Raw genomic sequence first — 17,294 nt, 5'->3', positions numbered from 1 at the left:
CTATGAGTGACGACTGGGTCGCTGATGCGCTGGAGGCCTTGTCTGCCTCGCTGACCCCCATCCTGCCGACAGATACCATCACCCAAGCCGGCCGTAAGATCGTGCAGGCTGATACAATCCGCTTGCTGGCGCTGGAGGACGGCGTGCGCCTGAGCGACGACATCGAGTTTGTCCACGACATGCGTGTCGCCACGCGCCGGATGCGCTCTGCCCTGCGCTTGCTCGCGCCATACTACCGGGGCAAGAAGGTGAAGCGATTGCTCAAATCGCTGCGCTGGTTGGCACGGTTACTCGGTGACGTACGCGACCTTGACGTGCTCCTCCATGAACTGCAGAAGCGCGATCCGATCGGACTGCAGCACCCGATTACCATGGCAAACCTCGCCCGCGAGCGCGCCCATCGCCGCCTCAGCGCCGGCCTCGACAACGAGAAGTTTCACAAGCTCGTCGACCAATTGACGGCGTTCGCGCTCGATTCGAAAGACGCACTTGTGGGGAGTGCGCCGCTGCCGGTCGAAGTGCGTCACGTCGTGCCGGTGCTGATCCATCAGGCGCTTTCGAACGTACGCGCGTTCGATCCGCTGCTCGACGACGAGACAATCCCCGGCTTCGAGGCGCTCCACGCGCTGCGAATCTCGTTCAAGGGGCTGCGCTACATCACGGCTTACTTCAAAGACGTGCTGGGCAATACGGCGGATGCGTTCATCAGCGAGTTGAAGGCGGTACAGGATCACCTTGGCACGATGAACGATGCGGTGGTCTTTGCGGACAAGCTCGCCGCACACGCCGCTGAAAACCCCTCCGAAGACGCGGTAGCGGACGTCATCGTCACGCTGCGCGCCGAAGCAGATACGCTCGCACGCACTTTCTTGCCGGTGTGGCAGCGCTTTAATTCGCGCGCGGTTCAGCGCAATCTGGCCGACGCGCTGCTGGTCCTACGCTGACCGGATGTGCGCTGCATGCGTCATCCGGCGCATCGCGCTGGCGCTCGCTGTCCTCATGCTGATCACGGGGTGCAACGGTCGGCCAACGCGCGAGGTTACCGTCGGTGACCAGCTCGCCGCAGACGACTTCGACAGCGCGGGCCGTTGGGATCAAATGACCCTGCCGGACATCGTGCTGGATGTGCGCGACGGTGTCATGCACATCGAAGCGGACACGCGGATCTACGCCGCCACGCTCGACTATATGCCGCAGACCGACGTCGTGATCGACGTGGACGCACGCTTGCTCAGCGAGGACGACAGCAACGGCTTCGGCATCATGTGCCGCGCGGCATCCGCCTCTACAGGCTATTACTTCCTCATCGGCGGCGACGGCAGCGGGACGATCCGGCGCGGGGGAAGCCGCGGTGTCGAGGCGCTGGCCGCGTGGACGAAGACCGATGCGGTCGTGGCGGGATCGGCACGCAACCGCATCCGCGCGGTATGCGTCGGGGATTACCTCGCGCTGTACGTCAACGACCGGTTCGTCGCCGAGGCGCGCGACACGTTGTACAGCCGGGGGTACACCGGCCTGGTCGCCGTCACGACACGGCCTGACCAGCGCGTCGAGGTCGACTTCGACCTGCTGCGAATCTATGCGGCGGGCGATTGAAGCGCCAGACACAAACGATTCGTCTACTTCTTCCCTCGGACACGGCGGTGCCGTGTCCCTACGAATGTGGCGTGTGGTGTGTACTCCGGGTCTGCGTTGAAGCTGACACCTGACGACTGATAACTGACAACTGCCCCCTGACGACTGACGACTCCGCCACCACTGTGGTCTAATGGACACCATTCGCAACCAACACCGGAGCGCACCGTGCAGAATCCGACCGCACAGACCACCGTCGAAGCCGCCCGCCTCCACGCGCAGCATCAGCGCCCGCTGTACAACACGTACGGCTTTTCGCAGATTCCGCAGACGATCCTCCACGCACTGACCGGCGCGGGTCATGCCGGCCTGCCCAACGACGTGTGGGGCGAGCTGCCCCGCCGCTGGGACAAGTTGGTCGTCATCCTCATCGACGCCTTCGGCTGGCATCAGGTCGAGCGCTATGCCGAGCAGTACGCCTTCCTGCGCCGCTTCTTCGACAAGGGCGTCGTCTCGCTGCTCACCACGCAGTTTCCGTCAACCACCACCGCGCACATCACGACGATGTACACCGGCCTGCCGGTCGGCCAGCACGGGCTGTACGAGTGGTTCACCTACGAGCCGGTGTTGGGACGGGTCGTCATCCCGCTGCTGACCTCCGAGGCGGAACACGACGCGCCGCGCAACGGACTGATGCAAAGCGGGCTCAAGCCGCAGCAGTTGTATCCGCTGCCGTCGTTCAGCCAGTCGTTGGCCGATCGCGGGGCGACCTCGTACGTGCTGATGCCGCGCGAGTTCCTTACGTCGGCGTATAACGAATCGCTGTGTCAGGGCGCCAAGATCATCCCGCGCATCACGCTCAGTCAGGGTCTGCGCACCATGGCCGACCTAGTCGCACAGGTCAAGGGGCCGGCGTCGTTCTACTTCTATCTGTCAGAGATCGACACGCTGGCGCACCGCTACGGGCCGGCCTCGCGCGAGGTCGACGCCGAGGTCGACACGCTGTTCACGGCGTTGGAGCGCCTCTTGTTCACGCCGCTGGCGGGCCGGTCCGACACCGCGATCCTCCTCACCGCCGATCACGGGCAGGTGCGCACCAATCCGGATGGACTCACGATGCTCGACGCCGACCTGCCTCAGCTCCATCGCATGATCAAGCTGGCGCCGGACGGACGGCCGATTGCGCCGGCGGGTTCGCCGCGCGACGTATTCCTGCACATCAAGCCGGAGGCGATTGACGACGCCTATGGCCTGCTCAACGACAGCGTCGGGGCAGAGGGGATCGCCGAGGTGTACCGCACGCGCAACCTGATCGAGCAGGGGTATTTCGGCGAGGTCGGCCCGCGCTTCCTCGAGCGAGTCGGCGACGTGGCCGCGCTGGCACTCGACGATCACGTGATGTGGTTCGGCGACGGCCGCGACATCCCGCATTACTTCGGCATGCACGGCAGCCTGCACCCCGACGAGATGCTCACGCATTTCAGCGTTATGCCGCTCGCTTGAGAGAAGTGATGAGTTGGAAGGGGTCAGTTTTCAGGAATCAGTTGTCAGGATGGTGACAGTGCGGGACACGGAGCGTGTGCTGTCGCGGTGTGGTAGGGCCATGACATGCCGTGGCCGGCGTCACGCCCCGGACGCGACGTATCGCATCCCTACCATGCGCTGGATGTTCGCCGCGCCGTGGCCGCAATGAGGGCGACCGGATCGGTCGCCCCTACCGCGAAAACCTCCGGCAATCCCTGACTGGTCTCCCCTGCTCCCCTCGAGGGAGAAGGGTGTACAGACCGGAGAGATGGGTAACAGAGTGTTCGGAGACATAGGTTACAGAATCAGTGTACTCGGACATCGACAGTATGCACACAGATGGAGCCGAAGTAGAGACGGAAACGACCATCGGTCAAGGGATCGGCGACCAGGGCGAGATGGGAGCCGGCGAAGGCTTTGCCAACGCGGAAGTTTTGAGCGCGGATCGAGACCTGACCGGAAGACGAGACTTTGCGCAGCGGCGCGCCGTCGGGATAGTGCAGGGGTGGCAGGGTCTCGGGGAAGGGACGCGGACTGGGCTGGAAGCGCGAGGCGGGAACGTCGAGGTCGAGTGCCTCATGCGGGCGCAGCTGGTTGTAGGTGGAGACCCAGCGGTCGAAGTGGTGCTGCCAGTCGGCCAGCGAGGTGCCATGGACGCGCGTGAGCAGTTCGTCATCCAGCGTGCGGTGGACGCGCTCGACCTTGCCTTGGGTCTCGGGATGGTAGGGTTTGCCGTGGCTGACGGCGATGCCCAGTCGCAGCAACCAGACGGTCAAACCGGTGTATCGCCCTTTCGGCCACGCGCCCCACGGCGTGCCGTTGTCCATCAGCATCCGCTCGGGCAGACCGTAGCGCCGAAACACCGCCGTGAGCTGCTGTTGCACGCTGGCACGCCGCATGTCGCCACACGCGTGCAGACCGACCACGTAACGCGAATGGTCGTCAATCAGCGTCAGCGGGTAACACGTCTGCTGCCCCATCGCCAACGGGCTCTTGAAGTCCATCTGCCACAGCGCGTTGGAATGCGCCATCTCAAACCGCTGGAACGGCCGATGCCGCGCACTCTCCTCGGCATCCAACAGGGCGTGCCGACGCAGGATGGCGGTAATGGTGCTGGCCGCTGGCACGCCGCTCAGCCCGCTGTCCTCCAACCGCCGCTTGAGTTTCCGCCCGCCCCAACACGCGTGCTGCTGGCGCAACCCCACCACCGCCGCCTCGATTTCCGGCGCGGTCTGACGCGGCCTATGCTGCGGTCGCCGCGACCGGTCACTCAAGCCCGCCTCACCTTCCGCTCGGTAGCGTGCCAGCCACTTGTAGACCGTCTTGCGACTCACCCCGAACCTCCGGCTGATCTCGGTCACCGACGCCCCCTCCCGTACATACGCCACGATGGCGTGCTTCCGCTCCGACATGGTCGTCACCTCTTTCCACGGCATCGCGGTTTCTCCTGCTGCTCCGCTTTGCCAAAAAGTGTTACCCATGTCTCCGAACGTTGTGTTACCTATGTCCCCGGTCTATACAAAGGGGCCGGGGGATGAGGGGGTGATGTCCGCCTACGCCTTCAGCCGATCCATGTACTGCTTGCGGAACTTGGCGACCTTCGGCGCGACGACAAACTGGCAGTAGCCAGCGTACGGATTGCGCTTGAAGTACTCCTGATGGTAGTCCTCGGCGATGTAGAACGCGTCGAACGGCGCGACCTCGGTGACGATCGGGTTCGGCCATACGCCCTGCGCGCCGATCTCCTTGGATCACCGCCTCGGCGGTCGCCTTCTGCTCCGGCGAGTGATAGTAGATCGCCGAGCGATACTGTGTGCCGACGTCGTTACCCTGCCGGTTGAGCGTGGTCGGGTCGTGGACGGTGAAGAACACGTTGAGCAGGTCGCGGTAGCTGACCACGCCCGGGTCGAACGTGATCTGGACGACCTCGGCGTGGCCGGTCGTGCCGTCGCACACGGCCTGATAGCTCGGATTCTTGACATGTCCGCCGCTGTAGCCGCTCTCGACCGAGATCACGCCGCGCAGATCGTCATACACCGCCTCAAGGCACCAGAAACAGCCGCCCGCCAGCGTGGCGACTTCGGTGCGCGGCGCAGGGTTAGAAGACATTCGGATTTGCCTTTCGCAAGTCGGGGATCCCCGCACATTCAGACGGACCGATGCGATCCATCTTACATCAATACGACGCCAAACATGAGCAAGAGATGAGAAGCGCCGGAAACTGTCGATTCGGTGCTGTCGCGTTCGTCGTTTGTGTAGAACGGCGGAAAGGGCCGCCGAACGATACCCTGAGGAGGGTCACCATGCAGTTCATCGCCTTGATCTACACCGACGAATCGCTCGACACCAGCGCCACGCCCGAACAGACGAACGCCGTCATGGCTGAGTACTTCGCGTTCACAGCAGCCGCCCGCGAGGCCGGCGTGCTGGTCGCCGGTGAGGCGTTCCACCCGACCGTGACCGCCAAGACCGTGAGTGTGAACAATGGCACCAAGCACGTCGCCGACGGGCCGGCGGTGCGCACGCCGGATGTCCAGCTTGGCGGCATGTACATCCTGCAGAGCGACACCATCGAGCAGGCCGTCGACTGGGCCGCGAAGATCCCCGGCGCGAAGCACGGTAAGGTCGAGGTGCGTCCGCTGGTGGACTTCAGCTAACCGCCACGCACCACCGCGCCCGTCTCGCAGGGGTGACTCGTGAGTCGCCCCTACCCGTTGTGGGAATCGCGGTATAGTAATTTGAAGGTTCGACGAAAGCGGCACGACGATGACATTTCCTGCAATTGATGATCGATTTGAAGCGGTATACGAGTTTCTCGCATCGGGCCCATCGGCAGCGGAAATCCTTGCGTATCGGCCCACCGCCGAGCTTCAGCAGCGACTGGATGATCTGCTTGCGAGGAATGCGGCCGGTGCGCTTACGGAAGCGGAGCGCGACGAGCTCGACGAATTCCTGCGATTTGACCGCTTCATCAGCAGCCTGAAGCGTCATGCGCGAGCACGTATCGACGTGCCGTGAGCTACATCCCTCTGGATCTTCGTCACTTCATCGTTCAGCGGGCGCGTAACTGCTGCGAATATTGCCTCATGCCGCAGGCGGAGAAATTCTTCACGTTTCCTATTGATCACGTCATCGCCATCAAGCACGGCGGTGAAACGTCTCAAGACAACCTGTGCCTCTCATGTCCTGACTGCAACGTGTACAAAGGGAGCGACATCTCGTCCCTTGACCCCGTGTCCGGACAGATTTCACGCCTGTTCAACCCGCGCCGCGACACATGGATAGTGCACTTCGAGTTGCAAGGTGCTCATATCGTTCCGCTCACAATCATAGGGCGCACCACTGAAACGCTTCTTCGCCTCAACCATCCGCAGCGCGTACTCGAACGCATGGAGCTCATTGCGGTCGGCCGTTATCCTTCGGCATCCACATCTCCAGATATTGACCCGCGCTGACGTGGCATAACAACCGAACCGGCACGAGATCGCAGCGACCCACGAATCACTCCGATACGCTGCATTCATCCCGTGGTAACGGCAGTGCCGCGTCCCGCCCTTCCCCTTGCCCCGTTCCCCTCTCCCCTCCCTTGCCCTCCCCATTCGGTAGATGCTCACACGCCGATTCTCCGGTACACTGTTTCGTACCGACCGCCGCAAAGTGGAAAGTGGTACCGGCATGGATAAGCGGATGGTGGATTTCATCCGAGCCCTGCGCGCCGCTGGCGTGCGCATATCGCTGGCCGAAAGCCAGGACGCGATGAAGGGCGCGGACGTGATGGGCGTGACCGCGCTCGACCCGTTCAAGGCGGCGATGAAGACGACGCTTGTCAAGGAACGGCGCGATCACTACCTGTTCGACTACTTCTTCCCGCTGTTCTTCAGCAGCAACGTCCCGCCGATGCAGAACATCCCGGAGAACTTGTCGCAGCAGGAACAGCAGATGCTGCAGCAGGCGCTCCAGTCGCTCGCCGGCCAGATGCAGGCGCTCAAAGACCTCATGCGCCAGCTGCTCGAGGGCAAGCCTTTCGACAACGATCAGCTTGGCGAGATGGGCGACAAGGCCGGCCTGAACGACGCGCAGGACATGCGCCAGCGCAGTTGGTTCGAGCGCCGCATGCGCAATCAAGCCCAGCTCAACCAGCTTCAGGACATGATCGACCAGCTCATCGAGACGCTCAAAGAGATGGGCATGTCGGACGAGCGGGCCGAGTTCCTGCGCGAGATGATGCAGGAAAACCTGCAGGGCATGAACGACCAGCTCGAGGCGCACGTCGGGCAGAACATCGCCGAGAACATGGCCGAGCGCGAGCCTGATCCCAAGCCCGACCTGATCGACGTGCCGTTCAACCGCCTCGGCGAGGACGACATTGACCAGATCCGCAAGGAAATTCGGCGGCTTGCCGCGAAACTGCGCAGCCGGGCCGCTTTGCGCCAGCGCCGCGCCAAAGACGGTCAGATCGACGTGCGCCGCACCATGCGCGCCAACATGAAGTATCAGGGCGTGCCGATCGAACTGCGCCGGCGCAAACGTCACGTCAAGCCGTACCTCGTGCTGATCTGTGACGTGTCGACGTCGGTGCGCTACTGCGCCGAGTTCCTGCTCACGCTGGTTTACGAGCTGCAGGACCAAGTCGCGCGCACCAACAGCTTCATCTTCATCAACGACCTGACCGACATCAGCATGGCGTTCAAGGAGCTGGAGCCGCAGGAAGCGGTCACCAAGGTACTGAGCGACAACCCGCCGGGCTACTACAACACCGACCTCGGCAACAGCCTGAACACCTTCCGGCAGGAGCAAATGGGGCTGGTGACCGGCCGCACCACCGTGATCATCCTCGGCGACGGGCGCAACAACTACAACGATCCACGCACCGACATCGCCAGCGAGGTGCAGCGCAAGGGCCGCCGGCTGATCTGGTTCAACCCGGAGCATCCGAGCCAGTGGGGCACGGGCGACAGCGACATGCCGCGCTATATGCCCGCCAGCGACGGCGTGTACTACGTCGCCACCCTTCGCGACCTCGCCAACGCCGTCGATCAGGTGCTGGCCGACGGATAACCGCCACCAAAGGGCTTGCGCCCTCTGGACTCCCATTCCCGCGAATTGACCACGCCAGCGTGGTCAATTCGCAGAATGCGGGTGCAGGGATGCAAATTCCTGCCGGGTCTTGAGGCAGCGCCCCACCGTCAATGGGATGGGGTCGGTTACAATGGTGCCGATCTTGCTGACCCGGAACCACGCCCAAGGGGTGGACCGTGTTTATCACCGTCGACAACGCCACGCTGTTTGCTGCTGCCTTTGGCCCTAAGATGTCGGTGCCGATCCTCGCGCTTGGCGGTTGGATCGGCAGTTGGGAGGACTGGCTCGAACCGCTGTCGATCCTGAGCGAGTCGCAGCGGGTGATCGCGTTCGACCATCGGGGCTGTGGGATCTCGCTCGCGCCAGTTGAATCGATCACGTTCGATAGGCTGGTCGATGACGTATTCGCTGTGCTGGACGCTTACGATGCACAACGCTGCGTGCTCGCCGCGATGTCGATGGGCGCAGCGGTCGCGTTGGGCGCGGCCCTGAAACATCCCGACCGGATCGCCGCGCTGGTGCTGGTCAATCCGCTGGACCTTTCCGCTCAGCCTGCGGGGGACGCCGACCCGTTCCTTCGGGCGCTGACCTACGACTATCCGCGCGCACTGCAAGGCTTCATCGAGGCGTGCATCGTCGAGCCGGACTCGGCGCATCTCAAACATTGGGGCTGGCACATTCTGAACCGGGCTTCGCAGGACGCGGCGATTGCGCTGTACCGGATGTCGCAGTCCATCTCGTTCGGCAGCGCGCTGGCCCGCGTGACCCAACCGACATTGATCATCCACGGCGAGTCCGACGGACTCGTCCCGCTTGAGTCGGCGCGATGGCTTGCCGAGACTCTTCCCGATGCTCGCCTTGAGGTGATCGAGGGCGCCGGTCACGTGCCAGTGTTGACGCGGCCCGTCGAGGTCGCGCGGGAAATCGCATGGTTCATCAACGAGATCGACGAATGACGACATTTGACTTCACGGTATTCCCAGCACTCGCCACGCCGCGTCTGCGCTTGCGCCAAATGACGCACGACGATGCCGACGGGATTATCGCGCTGTTCGGCAATCCGGAGATGATGCGTTTCCTCAACGCGCCGCTGGTGACGAATCGCGAGCAGGCGGTCGGGATGATCGACTGGTTCGCCGGCAACTACCGCGAGCAGATCGCCGTCGACTGGGCGGTGACGCTGGCAGACAGCGGCGAGATGATCGGCATGTGCGGCATGTATAAATGGAACCGCGAGTATCGCAGCGTCGAATTGGGCTACAACATCGCCGTGCCGTACTGGGGCCACGGCTACGCGACCGAGGCCGCGCACGGCATCATTCAATGGGCCTTCGACGCCCTAGACCTGCACCGCATTCAGGCCGACTGCACCAACGGCAACCTCGCGTCGGAGCGAGTGCTGCTCAAACTCGGCTTCAAGGTCGAGGGGCTCTTCCGCGAGAGCTGCTGGGAACACGGCCGGTTCGTGGACATCAAATACTTCGGCCTGCTGCGCCGGGAGTATGCCGGGCCGGGGTGACGCGGCGCGGGGCACGCGCTGCCCGACCAAACCACCCTGATTCCCGGCGTTTTCGTAGGAACAACATCGACGCTCAGTATTCGCCCCGACCACCCCACGACGCGTTACAATCTGGCCTTGCTGCGCGATACCGCGAGGACCGACCCATGACGCGTTCCGACGACTACGTCGACATGCAGGCAAAGGCACAGGCCGAAAACGCCGACAGCCCGCTCAAGCAACCGTTGGATTTCACGCCGTTTGACGCGGCCATCGGCGCGCTGACGCCGGGGCGCATCGGCGTGCTGGACGCGCACATTCAAGGCGCCAGCGTCGTGCATATTCAAGCCGCGCTGTCCAGACGTGAAACGACCTCGGCCGAACTCGTCGCGTATTACGTCGAACGCATCCGCCGGATCGACCACGGCCGGCACAACGCGATTCTCGAACTGAACCCGGACGCGCTGTACATCGCCGCGCAGTTGGACGCCGAGCGATCGGAAGGGCGCGTACGCGGGCCGCTGCATGGCATCCCAGTCACGCTCAAGGCGAACATCGGCACCAGCGATGCGATGCACACGTCGGCCGGGGCGGCGGCGCTGGCGAACTTGATCACCGACCGCGATGCATACCTCGTCTCGCTGCTGCGGGAGGCCGGCGCTGTTATCCTCGCCAAGAACAACCTGTCCGAATGGGCAAACTTCTACACGCAGGGGTCGATCAACGGGTTTAGCGTGTTGGGTGGACACACCCGCAGCCCCTTCGGCCAGTTCGATGTCGGCGGCAGCAGCAGCGGATCGTGCGCCGCGGTAGCGCTCGGTCTCACGCCCCTGAGCATCGGCAGTGAGACGACCGGAAGCATCGTCTACCCGGCGTCGCAGAACGGCATCGTTGGCCTCAAGCCGTCGGTCGGGCTGGTCAGCCGCGACCGGATCGTGCCGATCACCGATGCGTTCGACACGGCCGGACCGCTTGCACGTACCGTCGCCGACGCGGCCGCGCTGATGACCGTCATGGCCGGCGACCGTGACGAATCCGATCCTGCATCGGTGGAGGCCATCGGCGGGTTCGGCCTCGACTACACGGTCGGTCTTCAGCCCGACGGTCTGCGCGGCGTGCGTGTCGGATTGGTCGCGCGCGACGAGGATGTCCGCACCGGCGATTCAGCCATCCGCGAACAGATCGCGCATTGGCTGACAAATGCGGGCGCAACGGTCGTGCACATTCCGCCGCTGGCCGAATTCGTCGGCACAGAGACCGACGAACGACTCGCCAGCGACAGCTTCCAGATTCTGCTGATGGGCTACCGGCTCGGCGTCGAGGCGTTCCTTCAGGCGCAGGGCGAGCGCGTGCCGGTTCGCACGCTGGCGGAGTTGGTGGCCTACAATGCTGAGCAGGCCGAGGCGCGCGTCCCGTATGGCCAGACGTACATCGAACAGGCGGCTGGCCTGAGCGACGAGGCATTAGCCCTCTACGCCGACCTCGTCCACGCAACGGTGAGCGCCTACCGTGAAGCGGTCGACAGCGCGCTGCGTGAACATGATGTCGCGTTCATCGCCGACTTCGCTAACTACGCTTCGCCATATCACTCGCGAGCCGGATATCCCGCGCTCACACTGCCGGCCGGCCGTCGCGACTCGGGCGAACCGCTGGGCGTCACGTTCTTCAGCGGGTGGCTGCGCGACGCCGACTTGCTGCGCTGGGGCTTTGCCTACGAGATCGCACGGTCGGAGGCAGAATGAGCGAGACAACCGGTTGGCGAATCATCAACTGGGGCTGGCTGGGCTGGATCGAGACGGCGCTCAAAGCTGTGGCGATTGTCGCGTCGTTCGTCGCCGTGACGCGCATTCCGGCCGGCGCAGCGATCGAACTCGGCGGGCATCCTCGCCTTGTCGCGCTGATCGTGCTCGGTCTGCTCACGGTGACCGATATCGCGCAGGTGGTACTGCGCCTGCGGCTCAAAGACATCATCTCGATGGTGTTCGCTGTGTTTTATCTGGCGGCTCACGCGGCGATGTGGGTCGCGTTGGCTGCGGCACCGGCAGTCGCTCAACCTTTCGCCGTCGTATTCTGTGCCTTCATCCTGCTCGGCGACGCGGTGAAGCTGCGGTTCGTAACGCAGACCGGTTACACAGAAGCGGGCGCCTCCAACGAGACCGTGCGTAACCTCGTGCTGTTCATGCTGACGGTGTACACCGTGCTGCTGCTGGCCGTGCTGCTCTGATCAACTCGCATCGTCTGCTCATTCGGTGCTCGTCGCGCGCCTATATCGTCGTGGTGGAATCGCAGTGGGTGATTGTGATGGAGGAGAGCGATGACGGCAAGCAAACTGCAGGGCTGGCATGTCGCCAATTGGGGCCTGTACGGCTGGATCGAGACGGCACTCAAGGGAATCGCGCTGATAATCGGCCTCGCGGCGGCGTTGAGCACGCCCGACGCGCCGCTCATGCTCGACGGACATCCGCGCCTGCTGGCCGTGCTGCTGCTGATCGGGCTGTCGCTCGGCACGCTGGTCCAAGTAACGTTCCGCGTCATCCAGCGCGAAGTCATCTCAATTCTGTTCGCCGTGCTGAACACGGGCGGCCATTTCGGCTTGGTGTTGGCGCTGCTGCGTGATCCCGCGCTCCAGATCGCGCCGCTGCTGTTCTGCGGGTTCTACCTGCTCGGGGAACTCGCCAAGCAGCGTTTCTTGCGCACCACCGGCTATGTTGAAGGCGGCCTAGACAGCGCAGCGATCATTCGGACGTCACTGTTCCTCGCATTGGTATACGTCGCGCTGATCCTGTTGTTTGTTGTGTAGCGCCGCGCTTTCGTACACTTTGTAGGAAAGCGGCAGTCCAATTTGCGCCTCCCCGCCTCATGACACGGTTGGAAAGTGCGCGTATGATACGTCACAGTGTTTTGAGCTTATCCCTATGACAGGTAGAAACCGGCCTCCATGCGCACCTTCGTCAGCAAAAACGTCCAGCAGCTTCGCCCTTCAGGAATCCGCCGCTACTTCGACATCGCCGCCACCATGACCGACGTGATCACGCTCGGGATCGGCGAGCCGGACTTCGCCACCCCCCAGCACATCGCGCAGGTCGGCGCGGACTGTGTGCTGACCGGGCATACGGCGTACACCAGCAACAGCGGGGCGATCGAACTGCGCAGTTCGATCAGCGCGCACATGCGCCGCCTGTATGGACTGGAGTACAGCGCGACGGACGAGATTCTGGTTACGGTTGGCGTGAGCGAGGCGCTGTTTCTCGCGCTCAAGGCGATCTGCGACCCCGGCGACGAGGTGCTGGTGGTCGAGCCGTGCTTCGTCGCCAACGCCGCCGCGGTCGAGATGGCTGGCGGTATCCCTGTCCCGGTGCCGACGTACGTCGAGCACGGGTTTCAGGTGACCGGCGCAGAACTCGAAGCCCGTATCACCCCGCGCACGAAGGCGATCCTGATCAGCTATCCGAGCAACCCGACCGGCGCCGTCCTGACCGCCGAGCACATGGCCGAACTGGTCGATGTCGCCGTGCGCCATGACCTGCTGGTCATCAGCGATGAAATCTACGAACGGCTCGTGTACGGAGTCGAGCATACCAACGTCGCCAGCCTGCCCGGTATGCGCGAGCGCACGATTGTGCTGAGCGGCATGAGCAAGTCGTACGCCATGACCGGATGGCGCATCGGCTATGCGCTGGCGCCGGCGCCGATCATGGACGCAATGCGCAAGCTGCATCAGTATCTCATCATGTCAGCTCCGACCATGGGGCAAGCCGCGGCGGTTGAGGCACTTGAACGCGGCGAGGACGATGTCGAGGCGATGCGCTGCGACTACGACCGCCGCCGCCGCCTGATCGTGGACGGGTTCAACCGGATCGGTCTGCCCTGCTTCGAGCCGCGCGGCGCGTTCTACGCGTTCCCGGACATTCGGCCGACCGGCCTGACGGACGAGGAATTCTGCGAGACGCTGCTGCGGGAAGAACGGGTTGCGGTGGTGCCCGGCAGCGCGTTCGGCTCAAGCGGGGCCGGGTTCGTCCGCGCCAGCTACACCGCCAGCTACGCCAATATCGAACGCGCGCTGGAACGCATCGAGCGGTTCGTCGCCCGGCACGGTTTGATTGTGCCCGTCGAGGCGCTGTCGGCCTAATCCGGAACCCGGCGCACGCTGAACCGCATCGCGTTACGCGCGCTGCCGTTGATGTGCACCGTGAGGAAGTCGATGTCGGCGACGACGCGAATGTCGTCGCCGGCGAGGAAATGCTTGGCAAGCGCCACGGCTTTGGCGGTCTGGTTCACCGATTCGGCGCCCACGGCATGAAGTTCGGCACAGCCGGAGTCGCGCACCATTCCGGCGATCGCGCCGGCCACCTTGCGCGGGACGGACTGGGCGGCCACTCGCATCGGCTTCAGGCCGTTGCACCCGGCATCCAGCGGCGCGTTAGGGCGATTGGTAGTGAGCTGTTCGTGGTTGTCTCGAATCATTGTGAGGTTGTATTAGTAAGCCATCGAGAGCGAATACACGTGTTATTCGTGGAATACTGTGATTGACATTGTAGACCGAATACTCGATTTCAGGACATTAAGCATTCTTGCGAGAGGATAGTACCCGGGTCATACATGCGCTGCGATCGCGTTTCCGCTCAAATCCGGGCTCGACACGCCGACGAATCGGCCAAGTCCGGGCCTTGGCGCAGCACGAAAATCGGCAGACTCTCATCTACCCGACAGATGCCAACGGCACGAAAACCCACACAGCGTGACATTTCTAATCTTTCTAACCTTAATTTCCGGTAGGCTCTTGAGGGAGCATTTAACCATGTTTGGTAAAAGTTATCCCAACGTAAGCTTGTGAAGACCAGAACGAACATTTGGGATATCGTAGGATTCGACCCATACGTTCTACATTCCGTGCGGACCGCAAAAGCCGACTCGCGCCTACATTTCCCAAGCTGAAGAATCCCGCACGAATCGCATATCCCAAACCTAAATTTTCGGCTGACTCCGTGGCACTTTTCTTGAGCGCCTTCCCATGTTGGGGTATACTGGCGCTCATATTCAAACCAACACGACCCCGCTAGACCACAACACCTCGGTGGGGTCGACAAGGGCGGTTTTCCGTCCTCGACACGGATTTCATCAGCAATACAGCGGCTTTTCACCCGCGACAGACAGGCGCAAGGCTCAGAGCCATTGCGGTATGACTTTGTGTTCCCTGCCGGTCGCCCCGTACACAAGGATGATGCTAGACCATGATTACCCCGCAAGATGCTTGGGACACAACTTACCATCAGCTGCAGCTGCAGCTCGACCAAGCCAAGTTCGATACGTGGGTGCGCGACGCGCGCTTCCTGCGTTTCGACGGAGACACCTTCGTTGTGGGGGTTCGCAATACCTTCGCGCGCGATATGCTGCAGCATCGGCTGTATCGCAACGTCGTGCGCGTACTGTCCGATGCGTGGGGCAAGTCGGCGACGATTCGCTTCGAGCTGCTGCCTACCGGGAACGGCAAAGCTCACGCAGAGGACGCGGAACTCCCGTTGTTCCAGATCATGGCCGAAGCGCGCATGCCTGCCCTGCCGACCTACGCCGTTGCCGAGGCGGCGCCTGCGCCCGCTCCTACTTACGCCGAACGCGTGCCCGCGCCGCTTCCCGCATCGCTGCCCGAGATGGAGCTCAACGCGCGTTATACGTTCGACCGCTTCGTCGTCGGTCCGTCCAATCACCTCGCCTACGAGGCCGTGCAGAGCGTACTGGACGCGCCCGGCCGGCACTACAACCCGCTATTCATATATGGAGGCGTCGGAGTCGGCAAGACGCACCTGCTGCAAGCCGCCGCGCACGTCAGCCGCGCCGCCGGCAAGCGCGCAATCTACGTCCCCAGCGAGGCGTTCACCAACGATCTGGTCGTCGCATTGCGCACCCGCACCACCCCGATGATGCGCGAGAAGTACCGCACTGCCGATGTATTGATTGTCGATGACGTCCAGTTCCTCGCCGGCAAGGACTCGACCGTCGAAGAGTTCTTCCATACGTTCAATGTGCTGCGCGAGTCCGGGAAGCAGATCATCCTTGCCAGCGACCGCGCCCCCGCCGACCTCGCAACGTTGGAAGACCGCCTGCGCTCGCGCTTCTCGGGCGGGCTGGTGGTCGACATTGGGCCGATGGAGCTTGAGCTGCGCATGGCGATCGTCAAGCTGTGGATGCATGAACAGAACATCCAGTTGAGCGATCCGGTCGTGCAAGTGATCGCGGAGTCAGTTGCGAGCGCGCGCGAGTTGGAGGGGGCATTCAACATGATCGCCGCGCGGGTGCGCCTGACCGCCACGCCGATTAAGCGCGACGATGCCGTGCACATTTTGCGCCGGCTTGAAGGGCCGCGCGTGCACAATCGGGCGCTCACGCTGGATGAGATCACGCAAGTCGTCTCTAGCGTGTTTGGCGTCAAAGTCGAGGAAATTCTTGGCAAAGGCCGCACCAAGGCCGTCAGCCTCGCGCGGCAAGCCGTGATGAGCCTCGCGCGCGATTTGACCGACCTGTCGCTGATTCAAATCGGCGCCGGGCTGGGCGATCGCACGCACAGCACGGTCATCAGCGGGATCAAGAAGGTCGCCGAACTGTGCGCCAGCGCGCCGGAAATCTGCGAGCAGCTTGAGGTCGCGCGTAAGCGCCTGCTCGGTCAGCGGTAAGCCCGCCACGCCACACAAAAACGCCGCGTATCGGGCCGTTCCGACACGCGGCGTTTCGTTTGGGTCTGCGTACGCGTTACTGCGCAGGCTCTTCCTCAGCCTCGGCGTCTTCAGGCGCCGGGACCTCCAGCGCGATCAACTGCTTGATCAAGTCGCGCATGGTCGTCTCAGGCAGCGCGCCGGGTTGGTTGAAGACGATCGTGCGGTTCTTGATCATCATCAAATTCGGGATGCTCATGATGCGGAACGCCTGCGCGACGCCCGGATTCTCATCCACGTTGACCTTCGCGATACGAATCTGACCGGAAAACTCGGCGGCCAGTTTCTCAAGCGCGGGCGCGATCTGACGACACGGGCCGCACCACTCCGCCCAGAAGTCAACCAGCACCGGCAGCGGATGGTCGATGACCTCGGTCTGGAAGGTCGCGTCGGTGACCTTCACCGGCCTGGTGTCGACCGGGGCTGCGACAGTCGCTGCCGCTGGAGATGGCGTGGTATCAGCCACCGGGGCATCGGGGGATGCGGCTGGGACGGGTGCCGTCGTCTTCGATTTGGCGCGCAGCTCGTCGACCAGCAGCGTCACGTCGGAGCCCCACGGGCGCAAGCGGCGGACGATTTCTTCGCCGTTCAGAAACCCGATCAACAACGGCTTGTCGGACGTGCCGAAACGGGCCGCGGCCTGCGGGTTGTCGGCCGGGTTCAGCCGCGCAAACACGATGTCTTTGGCGTCATCGGTCGCTTTCTTAAATGCCGTCGAGAAATCCCCGCGCAGTCCATCGCCGGTCGTCAACAGCAGAACCAGCGCCGCGCTGGATGCGATGTGTGACTCGTAGTCGGCATCGGTCAGAGTAATTGCGTCAGTCATGGCTTGTCTTTCCTGGCTCAAATGGGTCGAACTACTGTACTGGACGGTGACACAGGACCGACACTTACGTCGCATTGGGAAGTTC

At 63.1% G+C, this 17,294-nt stretch carries 17 protein-coding genes and 1 pseudogene; 14 read left to right on the top strand and 4 right to left on the bottom strand.

Translation table 11 applies throughout. From position 1 onward, the window contains the following. The first annotated feature begins 2 nt into the window (after positions 1–2). The 3 genes from IPM16_13895 to IPM16_13885 all read left to right on the top strand — a co-directional run bounded on the left by IPM16_13895 (position 3) and on the right by IPM16_13885 (position 3,078). A complete protein-coding gene (locus IPM16_13895) occupies positions 3–944 on the top strand; it encodes a CHAD domain-containing protein (GenBank protein ID MBK9124192.1) in 942 nt (313 codons plus the stop codon). A 4-nt stretch (positions 945–948) separates the two neighbouring features. Continuing rightward, positions 949–1,596 (top strand): hypothetical protein, encoded by a 648-nt coding sequence (locus IPM16_13890; GenBank protein ID MBK9124191.1) that lies wholly within the window; start codon positions 949–951, stop codon positions 1,594–1,596. A 207-nt stretch (positions 1,597–1,803) separates the two neighbouring features. Further along, positions 1,804–3,078, top strand: a complete 1,275-nt coding sequence (locus tag IPM16_13885) for an alkaline phosphatase family protein (protein ID MBK9124190.1) — start codon at positions 1,804–1,806, stop codon at positions 3,076–3,078. 326 nt (positions 3,079–3,404) lie between these two features. Here IPM16_13885 and IPM16_13880 read toward each other — a convergent pair whose 3' ends face one another. After that, the gene (locus tag IPM16_13880; protein MBK9124189.1) at positions 3,405–4,511 is read right to left on the bottom strand and encodes an IS481 family transposase; all 1,107 of its coding nucleotides are present in this window, start codon (positions 4,509–4,511) and stop codon (positions 3,405–3,407) included. 141 nt (positions 4,512–4,652) lie between these two features. Beyond that, a pseudogene (gene msrA, locus IPM16_13875) lies at positions 4,653–5,208 on the bottom strand (peptide-methionine (S)-S-oxide reductase MsrA). 194 nt (positions 5,209–5,402) lie between these two features. On the opposite strand from msrA, the gene IPM16_13870 reads away from it, so the two are divergent. The 10 genes from IPM16_13870 to IPM16_13825 all read left to right on the top strand — a co-directional run bounded on the left by IPM16_13870 (position 5,403) and on the right by IPM16_13825 (position 13,805). After that, positions 5,403–5,756: a YciI family protein gene (locus tag IPM16_13870; protein MBK9124188.1), complete on the top strand. Its 354-nt coding sequence runs from the start codon at positions 5,403–5,405 to the stop codon at positions 5,754–5,756. Between the two features lie 109 nt (positions 5,757–5,865). Continuing rightward, a complete protein-coding gene (locus tag IPM16_13865) occupies positions 5,866–6,117 on the top strand; it encodes a hypothetical protein (GenBank protein ID MBK9124187.1) in 252 nt (83 codons plus the stop codon). Continuing rightward, positions 6,114–6,554: an HNH endonuclease gene (locus tag IPM16_13860; protein MBK9124186.1), complete on the top strand. Its 441-nt coding sequence runs from the start codon at positions 6,114–6,116 to the stop codon at positions 6,552–6,554. The genes IPM16_13865 and IPM16_13860 overlap by 4 nt, the downstream gene beginning before the upstream one ends. A gap of 232 nt (positions 6,555–6,786) precedes the next feature. Then, positions 6,787–8,157, top strand: a complete 1,371-nt coding sequence (locus IPM16_13855; GenBank protein MBK9124185.1) for a VWA domain-containing protein — start codon at positions 6,787–6,789, stop codon at positions 8,155–8,157. Between the two features lie 197 nt (positions 8,158–8,354). After that, the gene (locus IPM16_13850) at positions 8,355–9,134 is read left to right on the top strand and encodes an alpha/beta hydrolase (protein ID MBK9124184.1); all 780 of its coding nucleotides are present in this window, start codon (positions 8,355–8,357) and stop codon (positions 9,132–9,134) included. Further along, the gene (locus IPM16_13845; protein ID MBK9124183.1) at positions 9,131–9,697 is read left to right on the top strand and encodes a GNAT family N-acetyltransferase; all 567 of its coding nucleotides are present in this window, start codon (positions 9,131–9,133) and stop codon (positions 9,695–9,697) included. Before IPM16_13850 ends, IPM16_13845 begins: the two co-directional genes overlap by 4 nt. Positions 9,698–9,843: 146 nt before the next feature. Continuing rightward, a complete protein-coding gene (locus tag IPM16_13840; protein ID MBK9124182.1) occupies positions 9,844–11,418 on the top strand; it encodes an amidase in 1,575 nt (524 codons plus the stop codon). After that, a complete protein-coding gene (locus tag IPM16_13835; protein MBK9124181.1) occupies positions 11,415–11,900 on the top strand; it encodes a hypothetical protein in 486 nt (161 codons plus the stop codon). The genes IPM16_13840 and IPM16_13835 overlap by 4 nt, the downstream gene beginning before the upstream one ends. A gap of 90 nt (positions 11,901–11,990) precedes the next feature. Continuing rightward, complete coding sequence (locus IPM16_13830) at positions 11,991–12,476, top strand: hypothetical protein (protein ID MBK9124180.1); 486 nt, start codon at positions 11,991–11,993, stop codon at positions 12,474–12,476. Between the two features lie 138 nt (positions 12,477–12,614). Next, positions 12,615–13,805 (top strand): aminotransferase class I/II-fold pyridoxal phosphate-dependent enzyme, encoded by a 1,191-nt coding sequence (locus tag IPM16_13825; protein MBK9124179.1) that lies wholly within the window; start codon positions 12,615–12,617, stop codon positions 13,803–13,805. On the opposite strand, the gene IPM16_13820 is transcribed toward IPM16_13825, so the two are convergent. After that, a complete protein-coding gene (locus tag IPM16_13820) occupies positions 13,802–14,140 on the bottom strand; it encodes a stage V sporulation protein S (GenBank protein ID MBK9124178.1) in 339 nt (112 codons plus the stop codon). The genes IPM16_13825 and IPM16_13820 overlap by 4 nt on opposite strands. A gap of 767 nt (positions 14,141–14,907) precedes the next feature. On the opposite strand from IPM16_13820, the gene dnaA reads away from it, so the two are divergent. Continuing rightward, positions 14,908–16,344: a chromosomal replication initiator protein DnaA gene (gene dnaA / locus IPM16_13815; GenBank protein MBK9124177.1), complete on the top strand. Its 1,437-nt coding sequence runs from the start codon at positions 14,908–14,910 to the stop codon at positions 16,342–16,344. Between the two features lie 76 nt (positions 16,345–16,420). Here dnaA and trxA read toward each other — a convergent pair whose 3' ends face one another. Continuing rightward, positions 16,421–17,209 (bottom strand): thioredoxin, encoded by a 789-nt coding sequence (gene trxA, locus IPM16_13810; protein ID MBK9124176.1) that lies wholly within the window; start codon positions 17,207–17,209, stop codon positions 16,421–16,423. Between the last annotated feature and the right edge of the window lie 85 nt (positions 17,210–17,294).

Source organism: Candidatus Flexicrinis affinis (assembly GCA_016716525.1).
Classification (GTDB): domain Bacteria; phylum Chloroflexota; class Anaerolineae; order Aggregatilineales; family Phototrophicaceae; genus Flexicrinis; species Flexicrinis affinis.
This window is presented reverse-complemented; position numbering and strand designations above follow the sequence as displayed.

Bases quoted from the DNA above. Each gene is read 5' to 3' on its own strand.
- IPM16_13895 (MBK9124192.1), top strand. From the start codon at position 3: ATGAGTGACGACTGGGTCGCTGATGCGCTGGAGGCCTTGTCTGCCTCG.
- IPM16_13890 (MBK9124191.1), top strand. From the start codon at position 949: ATGTGCGCTGCATGCGTCATCCGGCGCATCGCGCTGGCGCTCGCTGTC.
- IPM16_13880 (MBK9124189.1), bottom strand. From the start codon at position 4,511: ATGTCGGAGCGGAAGCACGCCATCGTGGCGTATGTACGGGAGGGGGCG.
- IPM16_13870 (MBK9124188.1), top strand. From the start codon at position 5,403: ATGCAGTTCATCGCCTTGATCTACACCGACGAATCGCTCGACACCAGC.
- IPM16_13865 (MBK9124187.1), top strand. From the start codon at position 5,866: ATGACATTTCCTGCAATTGATGATCGATTTGAAGCGGTATACGAGTTT.
- IPM16_13855 (MBK9124185.1), top strand. From the start codon at position 6,787: ATGGTGGATTTCATCCGAGCCCTGCGCGCCGCTGGCGTGCGCATATCG.
- IPM16_13845 (MBK9124183.1), top strand. From the start codon at position 9,131: ATGACGACATTTGACTTCACGGTATTCCCAGCACTCGCCACGCCGCGT.
- IPM16_13840 (MBK9124182.1), top strand. From the start codon at position 9,844: ATGACGCGTTCCGACGACTACGTCGACATGCAGGCAAAGGCACAGGCC.
- IPM16_13835 (MBK9124181.1), top strand. From the start codon at position 11,415: ATGAGCGAGACAACCGGTTGGCGAATCATCAACTGGGGCTGGCTGGGC.
- IPM16_13830 (MBK9124180.1), top strand. From the start codon at position 11,991: ATGACGGCAAGCAAACTGCAGGGCTGGCATGTCGCCAATTGGGGCCTG.
- IPM16_13825 (MBK9124179.1), top strand. From the start codon at position 12,615: ATGCGCACCTTCGTCAGCAAAAACGTCCAGCAGCTTCGCCCTTCAGGA.
- IPM16_13820 (MBK9124178.1), bottom strand. From the start codon at position 14,140: ATGATTCGAGACAACCACGAACAGCTCACTACCAATCGCCCTAACGCG.
- dnaA (MBK9124177.1), top strand. From the start codon at position 14,908: ATGATTACCCCGCAAGATGCTTGGGACACAACTTACCATCAGCTGCAG.
- trxA (MBK9124176.1), bottom strand. From the start codon at position 17,209: ATGACTGACGCAATTACTCTGACCGATGCCGACTACGAGTCACACATC.